This window comes from Rhodoferax sp. EU05-FHT12H12, from assembly GCF_058791215.1.
In genome coordinates this window covers 19,521-43,398 of sequence record NZ_JBYTDI010000004.1, presented here as the reverse complement: position 1 = coordinate 43,398, position 23,878 = coordinate 19,521, and the positions used below count along the sequence as shown (strand labels likewise).

General features: G+C 54.9%; 20 protein-coding genes and 1 pseudogene. 9 read left to right on the top strand and 12 right to left on the bottom strand.

Features of this window, described 5'->3' with window-relative positions; all coding sequences use genetic code 11:
• Positions 1 to 5 precede the first annotated feature (5 nt).
• The 5 genes from AC3WS7_RS12420 to AC3WS7_RS12400 form a co-directional block, all read right to left on the bottom strand.
• Positions 6 to 2,663, bottom strand: a complete 2,658-nt coding sequence (locus AC3WS7_RS12420; protein ID WP_492656581.1) for a DEAD/DEAH box helicase — start codon at positions 2,661 to 2,663, stop codon at positions 6 to 8.
• Between the two features lie 43 nt (positions 2,664 to 2,706).
• The gene (locus tag AC3WS7_RS12415; RefSeq protein WP_492656580.1) at positions 2,707 to 4,263 is read right to left on the bottom strand and encodes a metallophosphoesterase family protein; all 1,557 of its coding nucleotides are present in this window, start codon (positions 4,261 to 4,263) and stop codon (positions 2,707 to 2,709) included.
• Positions 4,264 to 4,430: 167 nt separating this feature from the next.
• On the bottom strand, positions 4,431 to 4,874 hold the full coding sequence (locus AC3WS7_RS12410; protein WP_492656579.1) for a hypothetical protein: 444 nt from the start codon (positions 4,872 to 4,874) through the stop codon (positions 4,431 to 4,433).
• 194 nt (positions 4,875 to 5,068) lie between these two features.
• Positions 5,069 to 5,323 carry a hypothetical protein gene (locus AC3WS7_RS12405; protein WP_492656578.1) on the bottom strand — a complete coding sequence of 85 codons (255 nt, stop codon included), beginning with the start codon at positions 5,321 to 5,323 and terminating at the stop codon, positions 5,069 to 5,071.
• Positions 5,324 to 5,361: 38 nt separating this feature from the next.
• Positions 5,362 to 5,742: a hypothetical protein gene (locus AC3WS7_RS12400; protein WP_492656577.1), complete on the bottom strand. Its 381-nt coding sequence runs from the start codon at positions 5,740 to 5,742 to the stop codon at positions 5,362 to 5,364.
• Positions 5,743 to 5,957: 215 nt separating this feature from the next.
• Between AC3WS7_RS12400 and AC3WS7_RS12395 the strand changes: the two genes are divergently transcribed.
• The 3 genes from AC3WS7_RS12395 (at position 5,958) to AC3WS7_RS12385 (ending at position 11,134) form a co-directional block, all read left to right on the top strand.
• Positions 5,958 to 7,259: a hypothetical protein gene (locus AC3WS7_RS12395; protein WP_492656576.1), complete on the top strand. Its 1,302-nt coding sequence runs from the start codon at positions 5,958 to 5,960 to the stop codon at positions 7,257 to 7,259.
• A 47-nt stretch (positions 7,260 to 7,306) separates the two neighbouring features.
• Positions 7,307 to 9,988 (top strand): hypothetical protein, encoded by a 2,682-nt coding sequence (locus tag AC3WS7_RS12390; protein WP_492656575.1) that lies wholly within the window; start codon positions 7,307 to 7,309, stop codon positions 9,986 to 9,988.
• A gap of 252 nt (positions 9,989 to 10,240) precedes the next feature.
• A complete protein-coding gene (locus AC3WS7_RS12385) occupies positions 10,241 to 11,134 on the top strand; it encodes a hypothetical protein (protein ID WP_492656574.1) in 894 nt (297 codons plus the stop codon).
• Positions 11,135 to 11,339: 205 nt separating this feature from the next.
• On the opposite strand, the gene AC3WS7_RS12380 is transcribed toward AC3WS7_RS12385, so the two are convergent.
• From AC3WS7_RS12380 to AC3WS7_RS12360, 5 genes are all read right to left on the bottom strand, one after another.
• On the bottom strand, positions 11,340 to 12,689 hold the full coding sequence (locus tag AC3WS7_RS12380; RefSeq protein ID WP_492656573.1) for a helicase-related protein: 1,350 nt from the start codon (positions 12,687 to 12,689) through the stop codon (positions 11,340 to 11,342).
• Positions 12,686 to 13,570 carry a CBS domain-containing protein gene (locus AC3WS7_RS12375; protein WP_492656572.1) on the bottom strand — a complete coding sequence of 295 codons (885 nt, stop codon included), beginning with the start codon at positions 13,568 to 13,570 and terminating at the stop codon, positions 12,686 to 12,688. Before AC3WS7_RS12375 ends, AC3WS7_RS12380 begins: the two co-directional genes overlap by 4 nt.
• A gap of 249 nt (positions 13,571 to 13,819) precedes the next feature.
• Positions 13,820 to 15,412 carry a hypothetical protein gene (locus AC3WS7_RS12370; protein WP_492656571.1) on the bottom strand — a complete coding sequence of 531 codons (1,593 nt, stop codon included), beginning with the start codon at positions 15,410 to 15,412 and terminating at the stop codon, positions 13,820 to 13,822.
• Between the two features lie 362 nt (positions 15,413 to 15,774).
• On the bottom strand, positions 15,775 to 16,713 hold the full coding sequence (locus tag AC3WS7_RS12365; protein ID WP_492656570.1) for a radical SAM/SPASM domain-containing protein: 939 nt from the start codon (positions 16,711 to 16,713) through the stop codon (positions 15,775 to 15,777).
• Between the two features lie 369 nt (positions 16,714 to 17,082).
• A complete protein-coding gene (locus AC3WS7_RS12360) occupies positions 17,083 to 17,370 on the bottom strand; it encodes a helix-turn-helix domain-containing protein (protein WP_492656569.1) in 288 nt (95 codons plus the stop codon).
• An 87-nt stretch (positions 17,371 to 17,457) separates the two neighbouring features.
• Between AC3WS7_RS12360 and AC3WS7_RS12355 the strand changes: the two genes are divergently transcribed.
• From AC3WS7_RS12355 to AC3WS7_RS12335, 5 genes are all read left to right on the top strand, one after another.
• Positions 17,458 to 17,799: a hypothetical protein gene (locus AC3WS7_RS12355; protein ID WP_492656568.1), complete on the top strand. Its 342-nt coding sequence runs from the start codon at positions 17,458 to 17,460 to the stop codon at positions 17,797 to 17,799.
• 74 nt (positions 17,800 to 17,873) lie between these two features.
• Positions 17,874 to 18,545, top strand: coding sequence for a HigA family addiction module antitoxin (locus tag AC3WS7_RS12350; protein WP_492656567.1), 672 nt, complete (start codon positions 17,874 to 17,876; stop codon positions 18,543 to 18,545).
• 17 nt (positions 18,546 to 18,562) lie between these two features.
• On the top strand, positions 18,563 to 19,129 hold the full coding sequence (locus AC3WS7_RS12345) for an HAD domain-containing protein (protein WP_492656566.1): 567 nt from the start codon (positions 18,563 to 18,565) through the stop codon (positions 19,127 to 19,129).
• 38 nt (positions 19,130 to 19,167) lie between these two features.
• On the top strand, positions 19,168 to 19,545 hold the full coding sequence (locus AC3WS7_RS12340; protein ID WP_492656565.1) for a hypothetical protein: 378 nt from the start codon (positions 19,168 to 19,170) through the stop codon (positions 19,543 to 19,545).
• Positions 19,546 to 19,722: 177 nt separating this feature from the next.
• Positions 19,723 to 20,019, top strand: coding sequence for a helix-turn-helix domain-containing protein (locus AC3WS7_RS12335; protein ID WP_492656564.1), 297 nt, complete (start codon positions 19,723 to 19,725; stop codon positions 20,017 to 20,019).
• A 111-nt stretch (positions 20,020 to 20,130) separates the two neighbouring features.
• On the opposite strand, the gene AC3WS7_RS12330 is transcribed toward AC3WS7_RS12335, so the two are convergent.
• Positions 20,131 to 20,646 carry a hypothetical protein gene (locus AC3WS7_RS12330; protein WP_492656563.1) on the bottom strand — a complete coding sequence of 172 codons (516 nt, stop codon included), beginning with the start codon at positions 20,644 to 20,646 and terminating at the stop codon, positions 20,131 to 20,133.
• Between the two features lie 15 nt (positions 20,647 to 20,661).
• Positions 20,662 to 21,198 (bottom strand): PadR family transcriptional regulator, encoded by a 537-nt coding sequence (locus tag AC3WS7_RS12325; RefSeq protein ID WP_492656562.1) that lies wholly within the window; start codon positions 21,196 to 21,198, stop codon positions 20,662 to 20,664.
• Between the two features lie 125 nt (positions 21,199 to 21,323).
• Here AC3WS7_RS12325 and AC3WS7_RS12320 point away from each other — a divergent pair.
• A pseudogene (locus AC3WS7_RS12320) lies at positions 21,324 to 23,357 on the top strand (oxidoreductase); the annotation flags it as partial.
• Positions 23,358 to 23,878 lie beyond the last annotated feature (521 nt).

Genomic DNA, 23,878 nt, shown 5'->3' with positions numbered 1-23,878 from the left:
AATACCTATGTGTCTCCGAACGGCACGAGATAATTAGCCACGAGCTGCCCGGCTTCCAGCGTGGAATTTCGCAGCCGTGCCGCACATTCGGCGACGAGGTGGCTTCCGGTCAGGGAAGAGTCGCACAACTGCGTCAACAGCGTCCGAACATCCGTAACAAGGCGCTGAAGGTTCTCATAGGTCAGCGCGTGGGAGGCGTGTGCAGAGGCTGCACGCGTGGCGCGGTTCTGGGGGACCACTGCCACCTTGACACTTTGATAGTCGTGGTAATGCTGTGTGAACCATTCTTGGGCAACGAGTAGTTGCCCATGATCTTCCTTAGTAAGCGCGCCGGTTTCCTTCTTGCGGCTTTTCGCTTCAATGATGACGCCAAACTTGGACGGCAGCAGCCACAAAACGTCGGGCCCAACACCGTGAACGTCATGTCTTTCTGCGATGATTCCGATGAACGTACCCAAGTCGGTCAGCGCCTGCTCAAACTGTTTGGCTGAAGCATCGCGGTTGAGGTGGGTAACTGCCTCGTCAAACTCCCGGAGTAAGCCGCGCCGGGAGCGAAAGCCTTCCAGCTGTTGAGCTATGGCCTGCGCCTGGGGCCCGGGCTGAGGGACTGCACGGTACGGTGGGAGCACTTTTGGCCGCAGAAGATTGCGATTTCTGCCGAATGCATTCCTTTGCATTGCCTCCGCCTTGTCGCTGTGTTCCCAGGTATCCGCAATACGGCCGGCAAGCTGCCACAGCCACCCTGCGGTCTGGTTGTCTGGCTGGTTGTCCTCGATGGTCCTTTCCACCTTCGCGATGGCCGACTCGTGGTTACCGTCTTGCCAAAGGTTCACCGCCTTACGTTCGGCAGCCGCGATGTTGAAGGGTCTTGCGTCAACTTCGACGTCGCCAACCTTGTCAGCCAAGGTCTCAGCGTGGTATTGAACCCAGTCCGTATCTCGCGCAAAGCTCTTACAGATGGTGTCCCATAGATCCCGCTCACTCTCCACTGACCGGCTAACATCGGCACCCATTTCAAGCTGGGCTCGTGTCGCGCTAGTCAGATAGCGGAAGTTGGCCTCCTTGGCGATCCATGCTACTAGGTTGCCCCCTGTGATCAAGACGACACAGTAATCACCACCGCCACGGGCGCCGCGGCCCAGTCCCTGCTCAATGCGCTGAGCTTGCAGGCGCGTGATCGTGCCGCCACCATACAACGCGCTGGCCCTGTACAGCTCATAGTCTGACGTGCCTGTCGGCAGGCCATCCAGTATCAATAGGCGGCACGCCTCACCCGGCAGGTCGATACCGTCATAGCGGTTGGCAAAGACCACTGGTCCGAACGTCTTACCTTCCTGCAGCGCGTGCACTGTGGTTTCGACATCGGCTGACTTCTCCGGCAACTTGGCCACGTCGGTCCATTTAGCAGCCAGCTTGTTGGAAGGCACAAGAATAACGGTACCGCGATTGCTGTTAACTGTTCCCGTCAGAATTCTTCGCGTTGCTGCAGCCAGGTCGAGGCCAAAGGGCATCAACTCCGGAATCAAGATCATGCGCTCGCTGATACCAGCGAGGGCGCGCGAAGTGAGGGCCTTCTCCACGGCCGTCGGCGCCACATCAAAGGTCCTGATGAGCTCACTGTCATCGGCAATTGTCGCGGACATGTAGATGCGACGAGGTGCTTCGAAGAAAGTTGGCAGGGCATTAACAAGCGGCAGCGCGGGTGTGATGGTGAAACCGTGATGGCTGACCAGTGCATGGCAAAGGTGCAGGTTGTCTCGCAGGAATGGCCAAGTCAACTCGTTCGCTGCATAGCCTGTCGTGAGTAAATCACGAACCTGGTCCAGGCGTGCCCGCCAAGCCCAGTACGGCACCTCAAGAACGCCAAACTCCCGACCGGAGATCACGTCATCGAAGCTGCCCAGCCTGCCCATATCGTTGAAATCCTTGCGAAACGCTTGACTCAATGATGAGAAGAGCTTCTCGTTGCCCGCTTCCTTTGACGCACTCACGGTCAGCGTGAAGGCATCACGTACTACGTCAAAAGCAGTATGCGCGTCGTCCAATATGACTGCACCAACTTTCACCGGGTTTGGGGTGCCGCGCAGGCCGAACTTACTTTTGCCATTGAACAGTGCGGAGTACGTGGCGACCATGACCGCGCTGCCGTTGCGAAATTCGTCGTTAAGGTCAATCCCCTTCTGATATGGCACCGCATTGATGCCGTACAGCTTGGCCTTCTCCAGGGTCTGATTGACGAGTTGAGTCGTCGGAGTCAAGTACAGGACGGGCTCATTCATCTCGTTGAGCGTGGACTGTGCCATCAGCAGGCCCACCAGCGTCTTGCCACCGCCGGTGTGCAGCTTCAGCACAATGTCGTGTTCATGCCGACGGTCGTACCAGCCCTTCAGTACTTCTGCTTGGCTGGTGTACAAATCGTTGATACCCGCCGATTTCGGCAGCCGTCGAAAAATCTCGATCGGGTCCGTGATCTTTGGCTTGGCCGCGCTGGCGCGGAGCTTATTGAAATCGACCATCACTCCCTCTTTTCTCTTATTGTTGCGCTGTACAACTCGCCGCACCATTTCAGGGCCAAGGGCAGAAGTTCCGACAGCTTTCAGTGGAGCATATTTGTATGCCTCCAGGCAGTCAATCCCTTCAATGAGACTTTGAAGCGCAGCCAATCACGCAGCGAGAGTGGTCAGGTTTGTGCGCGGGCGCCGCCTGTCAACGTCTATTCGCGTTCTCCGGGGAAACAGAAGCGACGACTTCCCGGAACGCTCCGCCGTTCACACTTTCATAGAATGACGCAACCCATCGCTGACTTTCGGGTGCCCATTCCAGTAGGTTGTACGATAGCGGCGAACCTTCAGCGCCGAGTGAGCTGCCGCAGCCGATTGCTGTTAGACGCATCCGCTCCGAGTCGCGTTTGACCTCGCGCTCCACGTAGCGTGCCTTGTGTTTGTGTCCGTGGAGAATCGTCTTGACCTTCCAATCAAGGCACCACCGATGCAGGTCCTCGGCATCGACCATCTCCAGGAAAGCCTCGTCTCTGAGCCCGACAGCACTAAGCGCGCGCTGTACCCAAGTCTCAGGCTGAACGTCGAACGAGAACGGGTGGTGATGCACCAAGACGATAGGCAGAAACTCTTTGAGTTCTGGCCTGGCCGCTGTGAGGGTTCGATACTCAGCGCCAACTTGCTTGAATTGCGACGCTGTAATTTTTCCGCGAGCGAAGCTCCCCTTCTCTGACGAGTTGAAGCAGATGAAGATCATGTGGGCCTGCTCGTCGACAACGATCTTCGTCGAGCCAATCAGCGCAACCTGCTTGTAGTTTGCGCCGAACAGGCCAATCATCCGTTGGTCGTGGTTTCCTGTGATCGAAATAGGCTCCCTGCCGCCAGCAAGGTGCGTAATGTTTTGTTTAAAGGCCGAGAACATTGCGGCGTAGTTCTGGTTCGGCGTATCGAACAGGTCTCCGGTGATAACAACTCGGTCAACCGACTTCACGATGTCACGTAGTTCGGCGTTGAGCAGAGGCTGGTTTTCTGTAGCGTCTGTCGTCCCGAAGTGCAAATCGCTGAGATGGAGAAGGCGGCGGTTTCGGCTTGGCCGTGAATTTGTCCAATTCCGTAGTACGGCATCGAATCCCGCCGAGCCCCGGTGGCCCGGGAATGGCCCCCTGGGATGCCTGCCGTCGCGTTGGCCTCGCTTAAGCTCTCGCAGCAGTTCCTTAGCATTTTCAAGACGTGCGAATGCGCTCGCGCCATTAGATGTCCAAAACACAAACCCCGGCCAATCTGCGGCGGCATGGAGTGCCACAGAGAATGCCGGGATCGGGTCCAGGACTTCGAAGTTCCGTTCCATCATGTCCTGCTCTGGGATCAGCACCAGCAATTGGCCGTAGAGCCGTGCGCTGGCGATCTCCCGGGCAGTCTCTCGAAGTTGGTCGCCGGCACCAACGGCAAGAGCAAAGAGCGAGTAGTCGGAGAGTTCAGATCGCAGCCCTTCCAGAATGCGCTCGACCACCTGTCCAGGTAACGTTTCCCTATCTCCGAAGTCGCGGGTCTCGCGAAGCTGCGTAGCTGCCCTCGAAGCCACTTCGGCGATCTCCTCTGGCCATGACTCGAAGTCCCGCTCGGGAATTAGGTAACGCCTCGCATCGAATGCCAGTGCGTCCAGAAACTCGCTCAAATCGCGTCTACGAACCCTTGGTGCGCCGTAAGACCTGGAGGTCACATACGCCATGATGTTGGCGTGATCCAACTTGAAGAATGCACCCATCACGTCTCCTCACCTGAGTTCTTTTGTGCGCGTTGCACGGATTGCGTGCAACGGCGATAAAACGGATTTCCATCTAGTCTACGCGCGAAATGCAGTGCCGTAATCAACAGAACTGGCGACCATCTGCCGATTCGATATCTGCTCAAATGACGGGCCAGCCCTTGCTTTTATTTCAAATTGAGTAAGGACGTGGCGGAGGTAACGGCCAAAACGACAACTGCAACCAGGCCGAACTCGACAATCACCATAACCAATATCACCTCGGCAAAGAAGATCTTCTTATTCCTCCACGAGTACATCAACGCCGCTTGAATGAGTCTAAGATTTCGAGGCTTCTTGTGCTTGTAAACAAGCAATCTCGATGCCCGGTTAATTCGTTCAACTGCCACCAACGATTTCTCGATGAAGAGCGAGGAATTCGCCCATGCAGCTAGAGCCCAGATGAGAACAGGCACCCAAAAAATGATTGTGACTGCGATGTTTGAGAAATCCAGACGTCGAAAATCCAACTTCGACCCGACAACAAAGGCAATTGAAAGAAAGACGGTTTGAGACGTTAGATTTCGCAGGAACTCCAGGAACGCGGCGCGCCCATCCTTCAATAGATGCAATTTATTCTCCTTTGAATAGGATGGATTTTGTATGCTTACTAATGAGGCTATAAAAAAGCGCGTTTACCAAATGGATAGTTCCATGCGACACAGATATGCTTCCTGCATGAAATCGCGCAATTCTTTCTGATGGGCTGCGAGCCCTAGGTCGCTTGGCTGCCAATTCTGGTCGATCAGTTATCGAAAACGCGAAATCAGGTTTGCCCCATTGAATACCCGACTTCCGCACACATGGAAACGAGCGCACTCGCAACAGATTGCGCATCACGTTTGAGCGTGGTGACTGCCATCGTCCCCGAACTCACACCACCGTAATAGACGTTCACATATTGTGTGAAATCCGGATGGATGTTCTCGCCGCAGTGGATAAGCGCGTCGGAGATTGAGTCGTGCATTGTGGACGACGCCCCCTGGCCTTCGATATGCACCTCATAGACTCCGGTTGTCACGCGTGAGATGTACAGGTCTAGAACAGGGACCGCGGGAATCATGCGGCGTACCTTTGAGCAGCTGAAACTAGAGAGGAAAGTTGCGCGACATCCACATGGTCAGGCGCATTGACGCCACCCAAGCCGTGATCACTGCACACCTTCTTGGCTACTAGGTGCGCTAGGTGGAGTCGAGGACGTTCAGGCAGGAGGGCACATTCAGCGGCGAAGGCACCGCGGCGACCAGACATAAACTGCATCGCCGTCGTGATTGACCAGTTATTTCCAAGTCCCTTCTTGAGTTCGGTCACGGCCAGTGCTACGGCATCTTCACCTTCACTGATCGCCAGAATCACTTCGGCACACAAACGGGCCTTTGGCAGCTCATGGGGCGCCATGCGCCGAGCGGTTGCAATTTTTTGATCGAGAGACTTAGACATCAAAGCGACTTGAACCCATCCATGACTATCACGCTAATGTTACACAACGACCTAGAGCGGACGATCACACGCGGCGTTGTCGGCAGCCTGATCGTCTTCGGTCCCCATTGTGAGCGCTGAGCATGTATTGCGCGTCGAATTTATGAGTAGATCGATAGAATGGGCGTGCCGCGCGACCGCTCGCGTTGCACAAGCCCGGGAGAATAAATTCTAAGATGACCTTCGAAACAAACTGGCTGCAATGGTCTTTCGAGCGGTCAAGCCGCCAATTTCGTATGTACGTAGTCGAGCCGAAGGCTTACGCACCGGAAACACACGGCGAAGTGTTCGATGCGGTATTGCGTGACTTCTTCGATACGGCCTCTGGCCACGCTGTCATGGGTGATGTCTCTGCAGCCGTTCGCGAACCCGTAGAGGCAGATCTAATTGTTTTCCCAGAAGCGTTTTTGGCAGCCGAGGATCTCGTCCGTGCGATGGAGGGATTTGTAAGGCTGGACTTTCAGTGCTGTGTGCACGTCGGGTTGCGGCCCAACTTGGAAAACACCAATCACCTGTTTACCCTTCGAGACATCGAGAGTCTGCTGAAGGAGCTCAAGGGCATTCAGGGTGTCCACGCAGATGATCTCAATGGTTTTGAAGGGTGGTTCAAGACGCAGAAACCTGGAGGCCACTTCAATCTGGGCTGCATGTTTTTGGTCGAACGCAAGGGCGGGGTGCGGGTGTGCCTCCATCCCAAAGCGGTTCGCGCTGGCGTTGAATATAGCGCGCTGCCTGATGCCCATATGACAGAGGCCAACTTACTCAGCTTGGTGACGCTCGTTCCACCGAACAGTAAATATATGTCCGTGACGATTCAGCCTTTGATTTGTTCTGACGCCTTGTCATTGCCGACCGATTCGATGATTCCAAATCCAATTAAAGCATTCGCCGATAGCAGTGCGGCTCATTTTCCTAGGCTTCCCGCAGATCACATCGATATCGTATCGTTATCGTTGTGCACACCGGTAGGTGAAGTTGCTCATGGGAAAGGAAAGCGGCGACGATGGAAGCCCGATTTCGAGTCGGCGTTTCTGGACGCTGGAAAACGGGACGAATGCTTCCGGCATCATTTTGCGAGCTTTGTTATGGCGAATTTTGATGAAGTCGGCACTCAAAAGGGCGGGTTATCCGGCGCTTGTATGCCCGTGCCATTTCCTACAGGTTCATATCCGGTGGGAGTGTCAATGTGGTCTTATGGGAAACATGAACACGGTTTGGCGGACGAGTGGAAATGCATAGCCGGATTCGGAATAGAGAGCGCAGATAACGGCGCCGTATCCAAGGACGGTAAGAATCGCCTTAACCTTGTTTGTCTTGATGACATGAGCGAATCGGCACCACATGTCGCAAGGGCCCTAGGTTTCACCCTGCCGCGCCTGGTTCGAGACAACCCAGTCGGTGGTAGGTTCCCTGGTCTGACGAAGCTCGATGTGCGCGCGGTACGCGATGAAACAATGAATGCCCCTCAGCATGGCTAAGCAAAGGATTCTTGAAGATGGTCACGGACGCCCGATTAGTATCTGCCATGAAGTTTGAGAACAACTGGTTGCCCTGGATCGCCCTGAGGCATTTCTTGCCTGCTTCGAGTATTCGCTCGCTATGCGCGACGATGGTTCATGAAATGAGCGATGGTCAACTTTCGCTCGAAGAACTTGTCGACGAGCGGCTCGGAGGTGGCAACGCCTTTATGGAAACCTGGGTTGTCCGTCCTAGGGCTTGTTCTACGCAACTAGCCAGCCATCTGCAACAGTACGTGCAGCGAATCGTATGGCAGAACGACGAAGAGACCTTGTTCGCAAATGAGTCGTTGACGAAGGAGGCTGCACTCCCGCCTGCCGCGTTGCAGTTCGCGTTCAATCTTGGAGGGGGTGACCTGCTTCACGTTGTCAAAGCGCTTCCGGAGGATGAGTACGTTCAAGCTGGGTTGAAATCAGTTTACGATGCACTTTCAGTATGTGCTTCCTGTTCGGACATATCGAGTGCGGTAGAGATTGATCAATTGCTCAAAGATGTAGATTTGGTTCTGACCGACATCAATTCTCAGCTCCGGATTGCGACGCTCAAGCATCTCGGCGACCTCTTCTGTGATCGCGATAGATGGGACGTGGCCGCAAAACTACATGAGCATGCGAAGGCCGAACTCCTGAAGCTTACAGAGCCAGAGAAGCTGAGCGACTTTGCTTTGGCAATGAAGGCTTCCATCAATCAATCACTGGCCGCCTCTGCGACCATCACTGATGGGTACGGGGCCGGGCAGAAAATGCTGGCGGATCTGCTGAACGATCCTGTGGGCGAGCAGACAATGGTGTTAGCTAATGCCGGATTAGACGAATACGCCGCCCGGGTTCGTTCGAGTGAAGATATCTTTCAAGAAGATACGCGCAGCGCAATACTGCTTGCGCCATTGCTCGCTGAGTCGCATACGACTGAGCACGCGTTGGCGTCGTGGAGGGCAAAGAAATTCTCCACAGCAGAGACCTGGTTTTGGTCGACACTCCGCCGCCAGACCGCACTCGGTCTACTTACAGCGAGCAAAACGACCAAGTGTCAATTCGCGTCTTGTCTGATCGAAGATTTGATGTCGCGTAAATCGTACGATGCTGCGACATTTAAGCTCGCCATCGGTTTGCTCGTTGAAGGTGAAAGCTCGGATTGGGCGAAGGAAGTACGATGGTCCGAAGATTTGCTTGACGCGTGCGTGGATGACACGTTGTGTCAATTTGTCATTGAACATGCTGAGGCTCATGCGGGTGCCTGCAAGCATCGTCGAACTGTCGCCATAGCGCTTTTTGCCGAATGGGCACGCAACATCGGTGTGGGACGTGGCACTCTTGCCACTCTGATGCTTAATTATCTGATCCGCATTGGCTCAGATTCGAATTCCAATTTTCGCAAGGACGGCGCCGACTTTCAGACATGCTTTGAGGCCGTTCTTGATATTTGTAAGCGTCGTCCTGAATTTCGCTCTGGTATCCGCGATGAGTTGGCGAATGTACTTGCTCGGCGCATAGGCGGCACTGGTTACTGGACGGGTGAGGATGTAGCATTGCGGCTGGCAACAGAGTGCGCTCCTGTATTCACAAATGAAGGGCTCAAGAGCGTGGTGAGTGCTGTAGTGGCGTTGCTGAAGAAAACACACGCATCAGATGGAAATTGGGTGATTGCGAAGCCTGCGATCCGACTGCTCGGTGAAGAGTGCGTTGGAAACCTCGCTGAACGTGACAGCGAACTCGGTAGCGAGATCGTACGAGAAGTCCTCAAATTTAATGGTGGCGACAGCGATGGAACATACGCGGCCGATATCATCTTTTCTCTGAATCGTTATCCTCCCGTCCTGTTGCATGCCCAGGGCGTCGAAAATCAATACGAATCGTTGGTTAAACAGGCACTTGAGAAGGCTTCTACGATCAATGCAAGCAACGCCGTAAATAACATGATGGCGTTACTGGTTGCTCCAAAAGTGGCCGGTAAAAAGGCAATTGCCCGCGTGCTGGAAAATTTGGGCAGGATTCTCGCTTCAGGGGTGAATGGCAAGTCTGCGTTGAGTTTCGGCCCAGCGTACACGCCAATCAGGTACCTAGTTGCATATCGCACAGATATATGCAGAGAGTCTGCTATGCCGGTAGAAGCTTTTGATCGTTCGCTCGCCGAGTTATCTGCAGAGCTACAAAGGGTCTGGAATACGGCGATTGAGCATCCATCGATATTTGCGCCCCTTGCACTTTTGCGCAAGCAGCCCGCAGAACCCGCTATCGTGCACAACTGGGTCATTGCGTCACTCGAACTCGCAGAATCCGTAGGTCAGTCAAAGGCCATGCTGGCAACGCTAGAAGCTGCGAGGGACCAGACTCAGCTCAATGATGGTATCTCGCTGGCATTTGCGACAAGACATGCGGGCGGAGCGGCAGCGGATATTGGCTTGGCATTCATGTCAACTGAATCTCGTGGGGCTTTCTATGCGGCGATTGGCAGGCGACTATCGGCCTTGCAGGGAAACACGGACCGCCGCTTTACAACAGCTCTTTTCAAAAATACGCTCCGTCATGGACCTCGGCAAGTCGATGCCGCAGTGTTTGCGTCTATTTTTCCACGGGATGTCGATCACTTGGCGAGTCTGATGCAGGAGTTGGAAGATTACAAGGCGCGTATCGGTGAAAATCGCGAACTGTCGCTGACCTTGGTGCCGCTATTGGATCGCTGGAAATAGGCGGTGCGAGCTTGATCAACGCGTCTTGGATCTCCTGTTGGGGTATTGAGAGTTAGCCATTGGTTTGGGCGTCGTTAACGGGGGCGATGGATTCCGGCGGTGATTCAAATGTAGAAGGGGGTGAGCCAGGGTTCGATTAGCGGACTTTCGGAATCGTCAACCCCTGGTCCGGGGTAGCACTCGGCCGTCCTAGGTTAAATGCGCACCAAGCGGAGAGCAGTCATACTTCCAGCACAACATCACGGAGCGCGCATGTATCTCGGCATTGAGCAGCACACCGGCCTGATCTACGAGGGAACAGGCAACCCTGATATCCCCGCCATCCCGATGCCAAGCGTGGTACGCGCCAAGATCATCGAAAAGCCTGCAGATTGGCAGTCCCTTCCTGGGCCGTCAGAAGCATTCGGGCTAGTATTTCGAGAGGATTCGTTCGACGCCGTGAGCCGCACGCGCAGGGGCCGCCTCTATCAAAAAAAGGAAGGCACGCAGCCCGAGCAGCATACTGTCTCCGCTCACCCGTATGACAGGGGCCTACTTCCCGGCTATGACAAAGCGGCGCGCAAATCGATGTTCGTCTACATGTCATGCACCGAGATTCTGCATATGCAGAATCAGGGGCAAGGGTTGGTCTTGGCTCTCGGTTCGTCTCATGGAGCCTCCGCGTGGCGCGTCGTGCAAACCGAGGCGCTTTACAGCGGCGCCGTGATGGTGACGCTCAAAGCCTTGTCGGTCTATGGAATCCTGCCCGAACTCGATTCAGAGAAGCTCGAAGAGCGGTTCAGGCCAGCAGTGACGCAAGCGCTCGCCCGGGTACTGGACTCCGCGTTCAAGGAGTCGCCTGGCTCTGTTGTGGACAATTGCCGAGACGCCATGCAGGCGATCCTTTCATCATGGCTAGCTCAGAACGGATCTCCCGACGCCGTGATTGGAAACGAGCTCGCCAAAATCGCCGCTACAGTAGAAGCTGCTCCGCACGAAAAGATTTGCGCCGGCAACTTGGGCAAAGTGTGCGCGAAGCTCCACAGTCGAAACAAGAGCAACGCGCAGCGTCAAAAGGGATATCGTCCCATCGTCGAGGAAGACGCGGAGTTCGCACTACAAGCACTGGGATTCATCTTACGAGACCTTGATTGGTCGATGAATTAGTCGCTCTTTGGCCAGAGTGGATTGAAGTCAAGGGGACGTCAGACAACGATGATCTGTGGTTTGGCCAAAGGCCGCACAAGACGCGCGGCTCCATACACCCGCTGAAATGTTAAGCGGGTGTGTTGCATCGACCGGTTGAATCCGCCACCCAAAGCGGTATTTGAAAACGGCAGACTCAATGCGATAGAGCAGACGTCATTGCAGGTCACGCAGCGAATTGACCGGCTTGCTGAATTAAATCTGCAGTCCTGTGTGCAGTCCATTGATCAGCGATGACGGTGACATGCAGTTGTGGCAAACCAATCAGGTGAAACTTGGCAAGCATTTGCGACATTACCTCGCGACTTGCTGGAGCGTCATACAAAACCAAGTTTCTGACCCTACTAAGATCAGAACCGACCAGCATAGCTGTGGTCATGATGAGTACCTGACCGGGCTCTTCAAGAAACCTCTGCATCCTGAGCCGGACGTCGGTGTACGGCATTGCCCCGTTGACTGACATGCACCGAACCCCTTGGTCTTCGAGCGCAGCAAATAAATAAGCGCCTGTGTCCCGATACCGAACGAAGATGGTGGTGGATTGTTTGGAGTCCCGTGAACGCAAATAGTCAAGAAGATTCTCGAGTTTCCCGTCGTCAGGCAAGGCGTCGAGTGCGCCGATGCATTCTTTAACAATCCGCCGGGCGGCAGACGGCTCTCCCGCATTCTGTAAGTCCATATCGGAAGGTAGATCGCCCTCACCGTCCTCCGCCAAAGTTTCCCAGAGTGGCCATTGCGTACTTATCTCGGCCTCCAGACGGCGCAGGCCGCTTTCGAGTGCAGCCGGGCTGGAAATCCATCGTGCGCGCAGGGACGTCGCTAATCTTTCCGCACTAGTCCCTTTGGTCATCGTGATAAGTTTGTCTATGAGATTCGCGACGAAGCGCTCCTGAGCAGTCGGCTCACTAGTGAGAGCTCTAACAAGCACATATGGGGCTTCACTCACGGGAAGACCTCGGTCGCGACTTAACTCTCTGACTGTCAAATGATTGATCATCCAGATATTGGTATCCAACGAAAACGGATCAGCACCTGGTCTTAGCTTCCATAGGACACGAGTCGCATCGGTCGAGAAAGACTCAACCAGCCGCAATGTCAAAGCATTTGTCGTGTCCAGGAAGATCAACATGTCCCAAGGTTGGCGCTGGAGACTGAAACCGACGTCCGATTGTGACGCGAGCGATGAAGTCAACACATAGACTTGGCTCTCAGTCCAAATCGACGAGTTGGCATCCAAAGCGCTCTGCATTTCTCGATACGTATACCCGTCAACTGCACGTATCGATACCTCGTGGTCTCGCTGAGAGTAGATGAACTGCTGTGCCAGTTCCTGCCGATCGGCAACGATCAGAACGCGCTGATGCTGGGGAAGCTGATATAGGAGCGCCAAAATTGTGCTAATTGCACCTGCACCTGCCGGCCAAACCAAGGCCGCGCGGCGGTGCGACGAAGCCGACCAATCCGCAATAAAGTGCGCTTGATACCCAAACAGGGGGCGTGAGATAGAGTCAGTCATTTGCCCTCCCCCTGAACCTTCGAGGTCAGTTGCTCGACTCTACTCAGCAGCCAATCTCGGACGAGGACTATGCCTTGTGTTTCGACATCTGCGATTGGACGTTTGAAGTGGAACAGGGTGTTGCGAAGCTCACCGACGTCCTTCAGTTTCGCGCTTACACGCTCTCTTGAACCTCCAAATGCCCCCTGAAAGATCGGCCAGGTGTTACCGCTGGCTACAAGCAGTCGGTAGTTGTCGAAAGTCATCTCCTCGAGCGTTTCTGGAACATGGCCATCCGCCCCTACTTGACGCGCGAAAATTAACGCGGCTAATTCCCTAATTTTTTCATCGGTGGCTGCGCTACGGATGAGTGTTCGCAAGGACAACTCAATTTCCGATAACGCCACAAATGGACTAGCTATTCGATAAAGGTAGCGAAGCACATCCATCGGCGTCAAGATCGCAATTAAGTTGCTGGGTACACCGACAAGGACGCCATTGTCACGCTCCAGGGAATCAAAATGCTTGTTGAGTTCGTCGCTTAAGTTTGCGAAGTCGAACTTCTCCATACACTCCTCTACTGTGAGGTCCCCGGGTGCATGCTTTTGCTTGTTTAACGTCTCCAGTGAGTACTCCGCAGATCTTTGGGCAAATGATCGAAAGGAAAACACGCCCAGTACCTTGTTGCCCAAAGCCACTGGAGCCTGTGAATAGAAGCGTTCCGCCAGCAGCTTAATCGCATCCCGTGAAGGCGTGTCTGGTGAGAGCGCAAGGACTTTCTGGTCAGGCGGAATAGCTCCGTTGACCCGATGAAAAAGTTCGTCGACACCGCGCAGGACCCGTGCCACTTCTGCCGCGAAACCGGGTAAAACCATCGGGGCAATCTGAATGTCTTCACTCATGCATGCCTCTTTGCTCACTGGGCTGTCGCGAGCAAACGCCTTTCGCCCACGAAAAATCAACCGAACTGAGGGGGCGCAGACACCTTATATTCATTGACCCTAGTATCACCTAATCGGATACCTCCCCTGAATTGCGAGTCGACAAAGATCCGCAGCGCAGCACCGCCAAGCTGGCCAATTCAACAAGCTGTTCTGCGCCTGATCCTCGTTCGGACAAAATACTTCTGCGGCGGCCTCGGCATCACTCACCTACCAACCCTGCGCCTTCTCTTCGGCATCCGCCAACGCAAGGTCGAAGCTATGCAACTCGGCTCTGAGCACATGATCCACCTCGTCAAAGCTTCTGCGAAGCTCACTCACATAACGAGCATTGATTGAAGTGTCGTATGGCGTAATCAAGCTCTCACGCAATGCGGATTCGAGACGAGCCAGCCGTGGGTGGTGGCGCAGTTCTGCAAGCATCCGCACCATCACCGTCAATAGCTCAACCTTCAAACCTTGCGTGAGCTGAGGCGAACACAATATCGGCTCCAATATGCGACCCGTTGCCTGGGCTGCTTCAAACGAGATGAGGATGTGCATACCGTCACGCGCATCGGGGTCAACCAACGCATCACCTTCCGTAAGCCGGATTCCGTCATCGATCCAATCCCTGGTGGCAGCTACCAGTTCGTAGAGCAAGTAGCAGAGAGGCGTCGGGAACTCGTGGTTCTGGTCGTCTGGCCGAAGGTCCCTGGCTCGTGACACAAGCTTCCGACTGAAGTGCGGGAAATAGTGAAGCCAAAGATGGTCAGGGAGGCGTTGATGAAGCCCTTCGAGGACCATGATTTCGAAGAAGCCGATCCCAGCGAAGACCGGGCAGCGGTACTTGCCAGTTTCCTGGTACGTGAACATTGGGCCGTTCAACTTTGCCAGCAACGCATCATCGACGTTGATCCGCGATAAGACTGCTTCACCCACGGAGCGGTACACACCAAGTTTGGCAGCGACCTTGACATCCTTGAGATAGAACGCCAACAACCGGTTTTCCTCCGGAATTGCACGCCGATGTCCGTCTCCGCCATTGAGGTTCTGGCTGTTCTTCAACTCTGAGTAAAGAATGCTACCCTCGTTGGCCAGCAATGCCTCGAAGAAATCGTCCTCGAATTCCTCGATGATCATTCCCACTCGCTCTACCACGTTGAGGCACAAGTAGGGCCTGACCACAGCCAAATAGGCGACGAAATCTCTTGACGACAGCAATATCCGTACGACCATCCGGGCTCGTTGACGATAACCTTTCGCCGGGCCAATTGCGCTCGCTATCGTTATTCTGAGCCAACGCTCAAGTCGAGCAAGTCTGCTCTGGCTTGCAGAACGAATCGAAATTCGCCCGTCTTCACCCATGGCCATGACTATTGGAGGCAGAGACGGCTGTAGCCAAGTCGCCACTCGACCACGAATGCTTTCCGCATTTGCAAAAGCCAGCGTCGCATCGAGATGGTGATCCATAAGGGGGACAAGCTCCTCGAATTTGCGGGAATGAAGCAAGGAGGTCACCAGCTTCTCAAATAGGGGAAGGTTTCTTCGATTCAATCGCGTTCGCCGCGATCGCAGGTAGACGAATCCAGCGAGCACCAGAAAGAGCAGATACTGCGCTCCTCCTTTGTCGAAGCCCCAGCGCCACGGCCCAATGACCCAATAGAGCCCTCGGTCGCGCAGCACAGGCTCGAAATACAGCGCGTGGATTGCGAACAGCGTGCCCCAGATGACTGCCCAATCCAACCGCGACAGACTGAGCTGGAAGCTGAGCCTGGCAGTGGACGGTACTAACGCCCAAACAGCAGCGATGAGGCCCAACATTGTCAGTAGGGCGCTTGTGTCGATTCCGGAACCGTTCATTCGGACAAGTTGCGAAGGTGGTTCATTGCAATTGCACGCATGCGGCTCAGAAGCCACGTAAGCCTTGGGCGGCCTGAGTGGCTATCGTAAGCTGGTTTGAGCTTAGCATGCGCCTCGCGCCTCCTATCTACTCCACCATCCATCTGGTACAAATGTGGTGCACTGGCTGATGTTGCCTACTTGGTAATCTCAAGCAGTCGTCAACGTAGAAGTGAAGAACGGACGGAGGGACGCACAGGGAGTCACAGCCCGGCTTGTGGCAGAACTTTTCGACTGTCGGGCTAGGCGTATGCGCCATGAGGCAACTGTAGTCTGCCCCTGCATCACCGTGTGTCAGGGCCACAATCCTCTCCCGCATCACCCGGAGAACAGTTATCGGGCCCACATGCGCCATTGTCAGGGCTGCAATCGTCACTGGGAGGACAGGATGCGAGGTGAGCTATCTGTGCCTTGTATTTTGTGCGGAACGATATTGTTTTCTTACTCTCAACAATGTCCTCCAATGAACTATGAAGGACATTGCCAAGCTGCGTCGTACGACTCATGACACATGGGAAGATCGTTCCGGTGTTCGTGATGCACACTTTATGATTCCAGCAGTTGCCGCAGGTCCCTTTCTGTAGTTCAGTTTCGCAGGTTCTGCCTCTGCCAATGTGGCGTACTTGATCTACGTGTATGGAATCAACTCCAAGTTCACTCAGGCTGTACTTTGCTTGAGAAATCGCGTCGGAATTTATTCCGCTGATGTCGATTATTTCGACTCGCAAGGGCACTCCAACTTTTGAAAGAAAACCAAGGCCTTGATTGGTTTTCTTGTGGCTGCCTTTCTTTTTTGTGATTTGTTCGTGTACTAGAGCATTGGATGCATAGTAAGAAGTGGCAACACTCACAGAGTTTGAAAGAAAGAAGTTTGCCCATTTTTCATTTATTACTGTACCGTTGGTAAAGACTTCAATCTTTTGTATTCCTTGTTCTTTCGCATGAGCGATGAATTTACTCAATGATGGATGCAACATCGGCTCTCCACCGATAAATTGAATTTTGGAGCACCCCAATGAAGCAAGTTCGGAAATTACCCGCATCCATAGTTCATCGGTCATTTGACCGTATAAATCTAGATATGGGCTTGAATCTGTATAGCAATGCACGCATTCAAGGTTGCATTTCCGTGTGATCTCCAGCCACGCAAAATTTACGCCTCCCAAATCCTCTTTCACAACGTTGCTCGCGCTTTCTACTGAGAATTCGTGCGTATTCAACATAAACAGCTCCTTAGGTAGGTTTGAAGAGAACGGCCAATTCGGTCTAACGTATGAGCTAGGCAGATCAGTCAGGCGTCGGTTGAATGAATGATTACGGCAAACCCTGTAAAACAGCTAATGAAAAAACTTTGGCAATTCTTAGGCTTGATATCTGTTCTATCTTGAACTAACGGTAAACGAGATGAGTCGGCTTGAGCATCCCCCATTCGGGTGAATCTGCGCCAAAATTGATAGGGATAACCCTAACAGTCGGTCGTCCGACATGATGAGAGCCGGTTGTTACATTGGTTGTTAGCGGACGTCGTTCAATGTCTCCAACTGGCCCCATTTGAGACATTAGTGGTACGCAGCACCCACTGCCGCCCTGTACTACTTACTCACCCGGCCTCGTGAAACAGGCTTCACGGCGCGCACCCGTTGAGGACGCACCACGGTTGGAGCCATCAACAGCTCCATAAGGCTGACTTCCAACCCCTGAGCCAGCGTGTGGAGTACGGTCAGCGTTGGATTGGCCAAACCTGACTCGATACGGCTCATGTACGTGCGAAACAGATCGCACCGGTCCGCCAGTTCTTCCTGGGTAACTTTCTTCTCCGCACGCAGTTCCTTGACGCGCAGACCTAAGGACAGTTTGGGATCGAGGGGTTTGTTTGCCACCCTCCGACTTTGAGATTTGTATACTCATTGATACACACACTAATTCGTACATTGCGTGTTTTATCAACTCAAAGGGAGAGTCCGTAGATGTTCAACAATCTGACAAGGGCTATTGCGGTGGTGGGCATGCTGTCTGGATCCATGGTCATGTCCGGCTGCGGAAAATCAGTTGCACCGCCAATGGAGAAAATTGAGGTCCAGTACAAGCAGATGGTGTTCGGCCGCTACTTCGGTCGACACTCGGAGCTTGAGAATCTGAAGTTCACCAACATCCGCTGCAGAAATCAAGACATCGCCACCCTTTGCACGGTGGACGCAACGGGCGATCTTTACGTTCGCAATTCATTGAAGGGCACGGTCGACGCCATAAAGCTCGATGAAAAAAATATCGAATTGAAGTTCTTCAATCGCGATGCACTGCGCAAGTGATCAGAAATGCCAACACCGGCGAGTCAAGCTAGGAAATAGGGTCAGACTACACGCATCCCCCTTCGATGTCTCAGATGAAACGACAGAAAGCCCCACCTCACCCAGGAGAAGTCCTTCGGGAATATCTGGGCGACGTTCCTGTGGCTGAGGCAGCTGAGAAACTGGCGGTAGGTCGATCCACGCTCTCGCGCCTGCTTAGTGCGGCATCTGGCGTTTCGGCAGATATGGCCATTCGTCTTGGCTTGGCGCTGGGGACACCACCAGAGTTGTGGGCGGAACTGCAATGGAAGTTCGACTTGTACCAGGCCAGCCTGCGACCCAGGCCCAAGATCGGACGCGTTCCAACCATGGTCAAAGACAAGTCGGCAGCGGATCTCCAGGGCATGCTGCGTCTACCTGCTGGTGTGAAGGTGTCAATCCAAGACATGAATCGTGTGTCCAAAGAGGATGCTCTGTGGGACCGCGTTGCGCCGGTTGGCCGAGAATTTGGAAGCCCGGATTACGAACGTCTGACGGAATTGGACAGCCTGGCGTTCAAGGCTCTTGGATCTATGAAGCGGGCGCGGCGCTGGCTGGATGCACCCCATTCAGAACTGGGCGGTCAAACCCCTGAAACCGTAGCCAAGACTGAACCGGGATTTAGGAGGGTGAAACGTTTGTTGCGCTCGCAGTTCGGCGCTAAGTTGGTGAATGACAAAACACCTTTTCGAGCGAGGGGTGTAGCTGCAGGTCGAAATTCGCGCTAGTTCCAGCAAGGATTGCCATGTCTACCGATGCCACGCTGTATCCCGATATCCCCAAAGATTTCCCTGTGGGCGGCGAATCATTCTCCTTGACTGGCCAGGTCCTGTATCTGGACTTTGATGGTGTCCTGCACCACGAAAATGTTCTTGTCCACCCCAAAAAAGGGGCATATCTGCAAATGGGCCCGGCTCACCATTTGTTTGCCCATGCCAGTCTTCTGGCGCACCTGCTGGTTCCTTACCCAGAAATACGCATTGTTCTGAGCACTTCCTGGGTTCTGAAGTACGGATGTACAGATACGGCGGAAAGGCTTGTGCCGGGATTGCGGGAGCGTGTCATCGGTGCGACCTATCACAGCGCCATGCACAAGGACGACTTCCGCACTCTACCCCGCTGGCAGCAGATAGTTCAGGACTACGGTCGCCGCAAACCGTCTGCTTGGCTTGCGCTGGATGATGACCATGAAGGTTGGCCCGACCCGCTGTGGGACAACTACGTCATGACCGACCCCATCGAAGGCCTGAGCAAACCGTCCGTCTTGCAGGATTTGCAGAGGAAGCTGCGTCAGCACTTTGGGCCGGAATAGCCATCCTGTTTTCAGCCACTACACCTCAGGAGACAGCCATGACCGAGCAATCCAAGACAGACGCCAGTGAGAATACCGTCTCGGACGTCGTAGTGCCAGATGACTATCCCCGTGATCCTTATCCTGCAGCGTTAGGTGGAGCCCAGCCCAAGTTCGCGGCCAGGCTCATTGAGGGACGTTACGTCGTCGGCTTGACCGATGAAGAGCGTCAGGAACGGTATATGTATTGCGCTAACTGGGTCGAGACTCTGGTTGCCTATGTCCCCAACAAGCGGCTCCGAAGACCCGACATGTCTCTGGAGGATGTCCTGCAGTACGTTCATGCAGGAATTCGCAGCGAGCGTGGCGACCTCGGTGAGGTCGAGCTGGACTGGATTATGGCCAAGCTGCGCGACCGGGTCCTGCCCAACGTCTGAGATGGGCATTCTTTTTTAAAGGAACTCGGGGACGACGTACACGAGCGAGTTAGCGTATTCATAGCCACCCGATTCAACAGAGTTTGATCTAGCGGATTTTGATTTTCCACAATGGCTTCAAAAGAAGCCATAAATGTCTGTTTGCCTGATTAATGGCTTTATTTGAAACCCTTGTATATGACAGCAAACACCATTGAAGAATTCGAAATGGATATAGGAGAGCAGATCAAGTCGCTGCGCTTGAAGCAGAACATTGATCGAGCTACATTGGCATTACGTGCGGGCTGCAGCGTCAGCGCCTTGAAGAATCTGGAATCCGGGAACGGCTCCACCCTGCGCACGCTCATTGCGGTCGTTCGGGCCTTGGGCCGGGGAGATTGGCTGCGAAACGTCGCCCCCATGGCCACAATCAGCCCTTTGAACATGCTTAAGACCGGACAGACCCGCCAGCGTGCCAGTCCTTCTATCAAGTAAGCCCACCCATATCGTGCCAATGACAACGTACTTCAACCCCAAAGCCCAATAAAAGGGCTTTTGGGCAACAGCTACTCAAAAGCGGTTTTGGGGACCCTATTTCGAACACAGCTAATTAGCGGCAGACAAAAGAGTTTTTTTATTTTTTCTACTTGATTGGAATTTCCTCATTATTAGAAAAAATATCACCCCAACAAATATTTTGACGATCCAGACTTCTGCGTAATCGTTTTCATCATGCTTGTAAAGCGCAAGCCTCTCGTCGGCTGGAATGCCATAGATTTTTTGAGTTTTCACATCACTTATTTGCACCAAAACACGCGAGGAAGGATCTGTTGATTCAATCCAACGAATCTCGACTATGTTGCCAATCAAGTCGCTGCTACAAGATGTGGAGGTAAAACCAAACAAACGACTAAAATCACCAACATATTTCTTGTCATTCACAACGTATGTTCCACCATTTGCCTTGTTGGATGGCCCACCTTCACACTTGGCAACTCCTATTTCACTATGGATGCTTTCATAGTCAAAATGAGGGAAAGAAAAGCCATTCCATGAGAGTACAAATAATCCATAAAAAATACCGAATGCTAGATATTTCATAGTTGATTTAATCAAGACCAAATTATCATTTCCTCTTCACCCAAGCTCCAACACCCCCAACGCCTCCGTCGCCCAGGCAATGCTCCCCTCCTCGTACATGATCCCTTTCTTCAGGATCAGGTACTGCAGCCGCTTGGCCCGCGGCATCGCATTTCCCCGCGCAAAGTCGCGCGCCTCAATCGCACGGTAGTGCGCCAGCCGCTCGGTGTGCTGGGCAATACGCGCACGCAGCTCTCCACTCAAGTCCACCTCACCCAAGGCCGCATCGGCGCGCAGTTTCACGGTGAATTCATCGCGTAAATCCGTAGGGGCCGTGGGCTCCTGCGTCCAGCGCACCAGTTCTGCCCGGCCGGCGGGCAGCACTTGGTATTCGCGCTTGCGGGTGGCGCCGGCGTCGGGCGCACTGTCCGAGACGATCCAGCCCTTCTCTTCCATGCGGGCCAGTTCGCGGTAAATCTGCTGGTGCGTGGCGTGCCAGAAGTAGCCGATGGACTTGTCAAACCGGCGCGCCAGCTCGTAGCCGGAGGACGGTTTTTCAATCAGGGAGGTGAGCACGGCATGGGCAAGCGACATGCGGGCGAGTCTAAGGGCAGCCCTCTAACTATGCAACCAGTTGCATAAAACTGGCTAGACTTCTACACTGCGCTGCAACTGGTTGCATAGTGACCCCGCAGCCACCCAACAACAAAGGAGACCCTATGCCCGTGCCCGCCCCCACTGCCGTCAACTTGTATCCCCACATGCTCGCCCCGCTGGACCTGGGCTTCACCACGCTGAAGAACCGCGTGCTCATGGGTTCCATGCACGTGGGCCTGGAAGAAGCGCGCGACGGTTTTGCCCGCATGGCCGCCTTTTACGCCGAGCGCGCCAAGGGCGGCGTAGGCCTCATCGTGACCGGCGGTATTGCCCCCAATGACCGCGCCCGCCCCATGCCGGGCGGTGCCGCCATGACCAGCCAAAAAGAAGCCGACAAACACAAGGTGGTGACGGATGCTGTGCACGCCGCGGGCGGCAAGATTTGCATGCAGATCCTGCACTTTGGCCGCTACGCCTACCACCCCGAGCTGGTGGCGCCCAGTGCGCTCAAGGCACCGATCAGCCCCTTCCGCCCGCATGCACTGACGTCGGAAGAAGTGGAGCAAACCATTGAGGACTACGCCAACGCCGCCGCCCTGGCGCAAAGCGCGGGCTACGACGGCGTGGAGATCATGGGGTCCGAGGGCTACCTGATCAACGAATTCATCGCGCGCCAGACCAACCAGCGTGACGACGCGTGGGGTGGCAGCTATGAGAACCGCATTCGTTTTCCGCTGGAGATCGTGCGCCGCACGCGGGCGCGGGTAGGCGCCAACTTCATCATCATCTTCCGCCTCTCCATGCTGGACCTGGTGGAAGGCGGCTCTACCCAAGAAGAGGTGGTACAGCTCGCGCAGGCGCTGGAAGCCGCTGGCGTCACCATCCTGAACACCGGCATCGGCTGGCACGAAGCCCGCATTCCCACCATCGCCACCAAAGTGCCGCGCGCCGCGTTTGCCTGGGTCACCGAGCAGCTCAAAGGCAAGGTGAAGATTCCACTGATCGCCACCAACCGCGTCAACACGCCTGAAGTGGCCGAGCAAATCCTTAGCAGCGGCCAAGCCGACATGGTGAGCATGGCCCGCCCCTTTCTGGCCGACCCGCTGTTTGTGCAAAAGGCGGCTGAGGGCAAGGCCGACCAGATCAACACCTGCATCGGCTGCAACCAGGCCTGCCTGGACCACACCTTTGGCGGCAAGATCACCAGTTGCCTGGTGAACCCGCGCGCCTGCCACGAAACCCTGATGGTGGACAGCCCCGCCCCCAGCCAAGAGCGCATCGCCGTGGTGGGCGCAGGCCCGGCCGGTTTGGCCTTCTCCACCGAAGCAGCCAAGCGCGGCTTTGATGTGACGCTGTTTGATGCGGCCAGCGAGATCGGTGGCCAGTTCAACGTGGCCAAGCAGGTGCCTGGCAAGGAAGAGTTTTACGAGACCCTGCGTTACTTCGGCAAGCAGATCGAGCTGACTGGCGTGAAGCTGCAGCTGGGCAAAAAAGTCAGCGCACAAGACCTGAGCACTGCTGGCTTTAAGCAAGTGGTGCTGGCCACCGGTGTGACACCGCGCATGCCAGAGATTGAAGGCATTACCCACCCCAAGGTGCTGGGCTACCTGGACGTGCTGCGCGACAAGAAACCCGTGGGCAACACCGTGGCGCTGATTGGTGCGGGCGGCATTGGCTTTGACACCGCCGAGTACCTGCTGCACGAAGGTACCAGCCCCAGCCTGGACCAGGCCAAGTTCTTTGCCGAATGGGGCGTGGACACCACGTTTGCCCACGCCGGTGGCCTGAAGCCCGCGCACATCGAGAAGACGCCGCGCAAGGTCTACCTGCTGCAGCGCAAGACCAGCAAGGTGGGCGACGGCCTGGGCAAGACCACAGGCTGGATTCACCGCACCTCGCTCAAGAACCGCGAGGTGGAAATGATCAACGGAGTGACTTACCGCAAGGTGGACGATGCGGGCCTGCACATCACCGTGGGCGACAAGGACCTGGTGCTGCCGGTGGACAACGTGGTGATCTGCGCGGGCCAGGACCCGCAGCGTGCACTGCAGGCCGAACTGCAAGCGGCAGGTGTGGCCGTGCACCTGATTGGCGGTGCCGATGTGGCCGCCGAGCTGGACGCGAAGCGCGCGATCAAGCAAGGCACCGAACTGGCGCTGGCCTTTGGCGCTGTGCCTGCCAAGGCTGCGGAAGCGGGTACTGCCCCTACGCTGGCGCAAACCTTGCCAGCGCCGGTGGCCGCCAGCCTCAAGCTCTGGCACCAGATGATTGCGGAACAGAACTTGGCCGAGCTGCCCACCATCCTGCACCGCAAGGCGGTGTTCCGCTCGCCCATGGCCCACACGCCCTACCCCAGCTCGCAGGCGGTGCAGGTCATTCTGACCAACGTGGTGCAGGTGTTTGAAGACTTCAAGTACCACCGCGAGCTGGCCAGTGCCGACGGCCACAGCCTGGTGCTGGAGTTCAGCGCCAAGGTGAACGGCAAAGAGCTCAAGGGCATTGACATGGTGCAGTTTGACGCCGAGGGCAAGATCACCGACTTTGAAGTGATGGTGCGCCCCATGAGCGGCCTGCAAGCACTGGGCGACGAGATGGGCAAGCGCCTGGCACCCTACCTAGCGATGATGAAGCCCGCCAAGACCTGATCGCGACAACTGAAAAACGCTATTGTTTTAGT

What these genes read in the sequence shown, in the direction of transcription:
- AC3WS7_RS12415 (WP_492656580.1), bottom strand. Translation starts at nt 4,263, where the DNA reads ATGGGTGCATTCTTCAAGTTGGATCACGCCAACATCATGGCGTATGTG.
- AC3WS7_RS12400 (WP_492656577.1), bottom strand. Translation starts at nt 5,742, where the DNA reads ATGTCTAAGTCTCTCGATCAAAAAATTGCAACCGCTCGGCGCATGGCG.
- AC3WS7_RS12395 (WP_492656576.1), top strand. Translation starts at nt 5,958, where the DNA reads ATGACCTTCGAAACAAACTGGCTGCAATGGTCTTTCGAGCGGTCAAGC.
- AC3WS7_RS12390 (WP_492656575.1), top strand. Translation starts at nt 7,307, where the DNA reads ATGAAGTTTGAGAACAACTGGTTGCCCTGGATCGCCCTGAGGCATTTC.
- AC3WS7_RS12385 (WP_492656574.1), top strand. Translation starts at nt 10,241, where the DNA reads ATGTATCTCGGCATTGAGCAGCACACCGGCCTGATCTACGAGGGAACA.
- AC3WS7_RS12380 (WP_492656573.1), bottom strand. Translation starts at nt 12,689, where the DNA reads ATGACTGACTCTATCTCACGCCCCCTGTTTGGGTATCAAGCGCACTTT.
- AC3WS7_RS12375 (WP_492656572.1), bottom strand. Translation starts at nt 13,570, where the DNA reads ATGAGTGAAGACATTCAGATTGCCCCGATGGTTTTACCCGGTTTCGCG.
- AC3WS7_RS12370 (WP_492656571.1), bottom strand. Translation starts at nt 15,412, where the DNA reads ATGTTGGGCCTCATCGCTGCTGTTTGGGCGTTAGTACCGTCCACTGCC.
- AC3WS7_RS12365 (WP_492656570.1), bottom strand. Translation starts at nt 16,713, where the DNA reads ATGTTGAATACGCACGAATTCTCAGTAGAAAGCGCGAGCAACGTTGTG.
- AC3WS7_RS12355 (WP_492656568.1), top strand. Translation starts at nt 17,458, where the DNA reads ATGTTCAACAATCTGACAAGGGCTATTGCGGTGGTGGGCATGCTGTCT.
- AC3WS7_RS12350 (WP_492656567.1), top strand. Translation starts at nt 17,874, where the DNA reads ATGAAACGACAGAAAGCCCCACCTCACCCAGGAGAAGTCCTTCGGGAA.
- AC3WS7_RS12345 (WP_492656566.1), top strand. Translation starts at nt 18,563, where the DNA reads ATGTCTACCGATGCCACGCTGTATCCCGATATCCCCAAAGATTTCCCT.
- AC3WS7_RS12340 (WP_492656565.1), top strand. Translation starts at nt 19,168, where the DNA reads ATGACCGAGCAATCCAAGACAGACGCCAGTGAGAATACCGTCTCGGAC.
- AC3WS7_RS12335 (WP_492656564.1), top strand. Translation starts at nt 19,723, where the DNA reads ATGACAGCAAACACCATTGAAGAATTCGAAATGGATATAGGAGAGCAG.
- AC3WS7_RS12325 (WP_492656562.1), bottom strand. Translation starts at nt 21,198, where the DNA reads ATGTCGCTTGCCCATGCCGTGCTCACCTCCCTGATTGAAAAACCGTCC.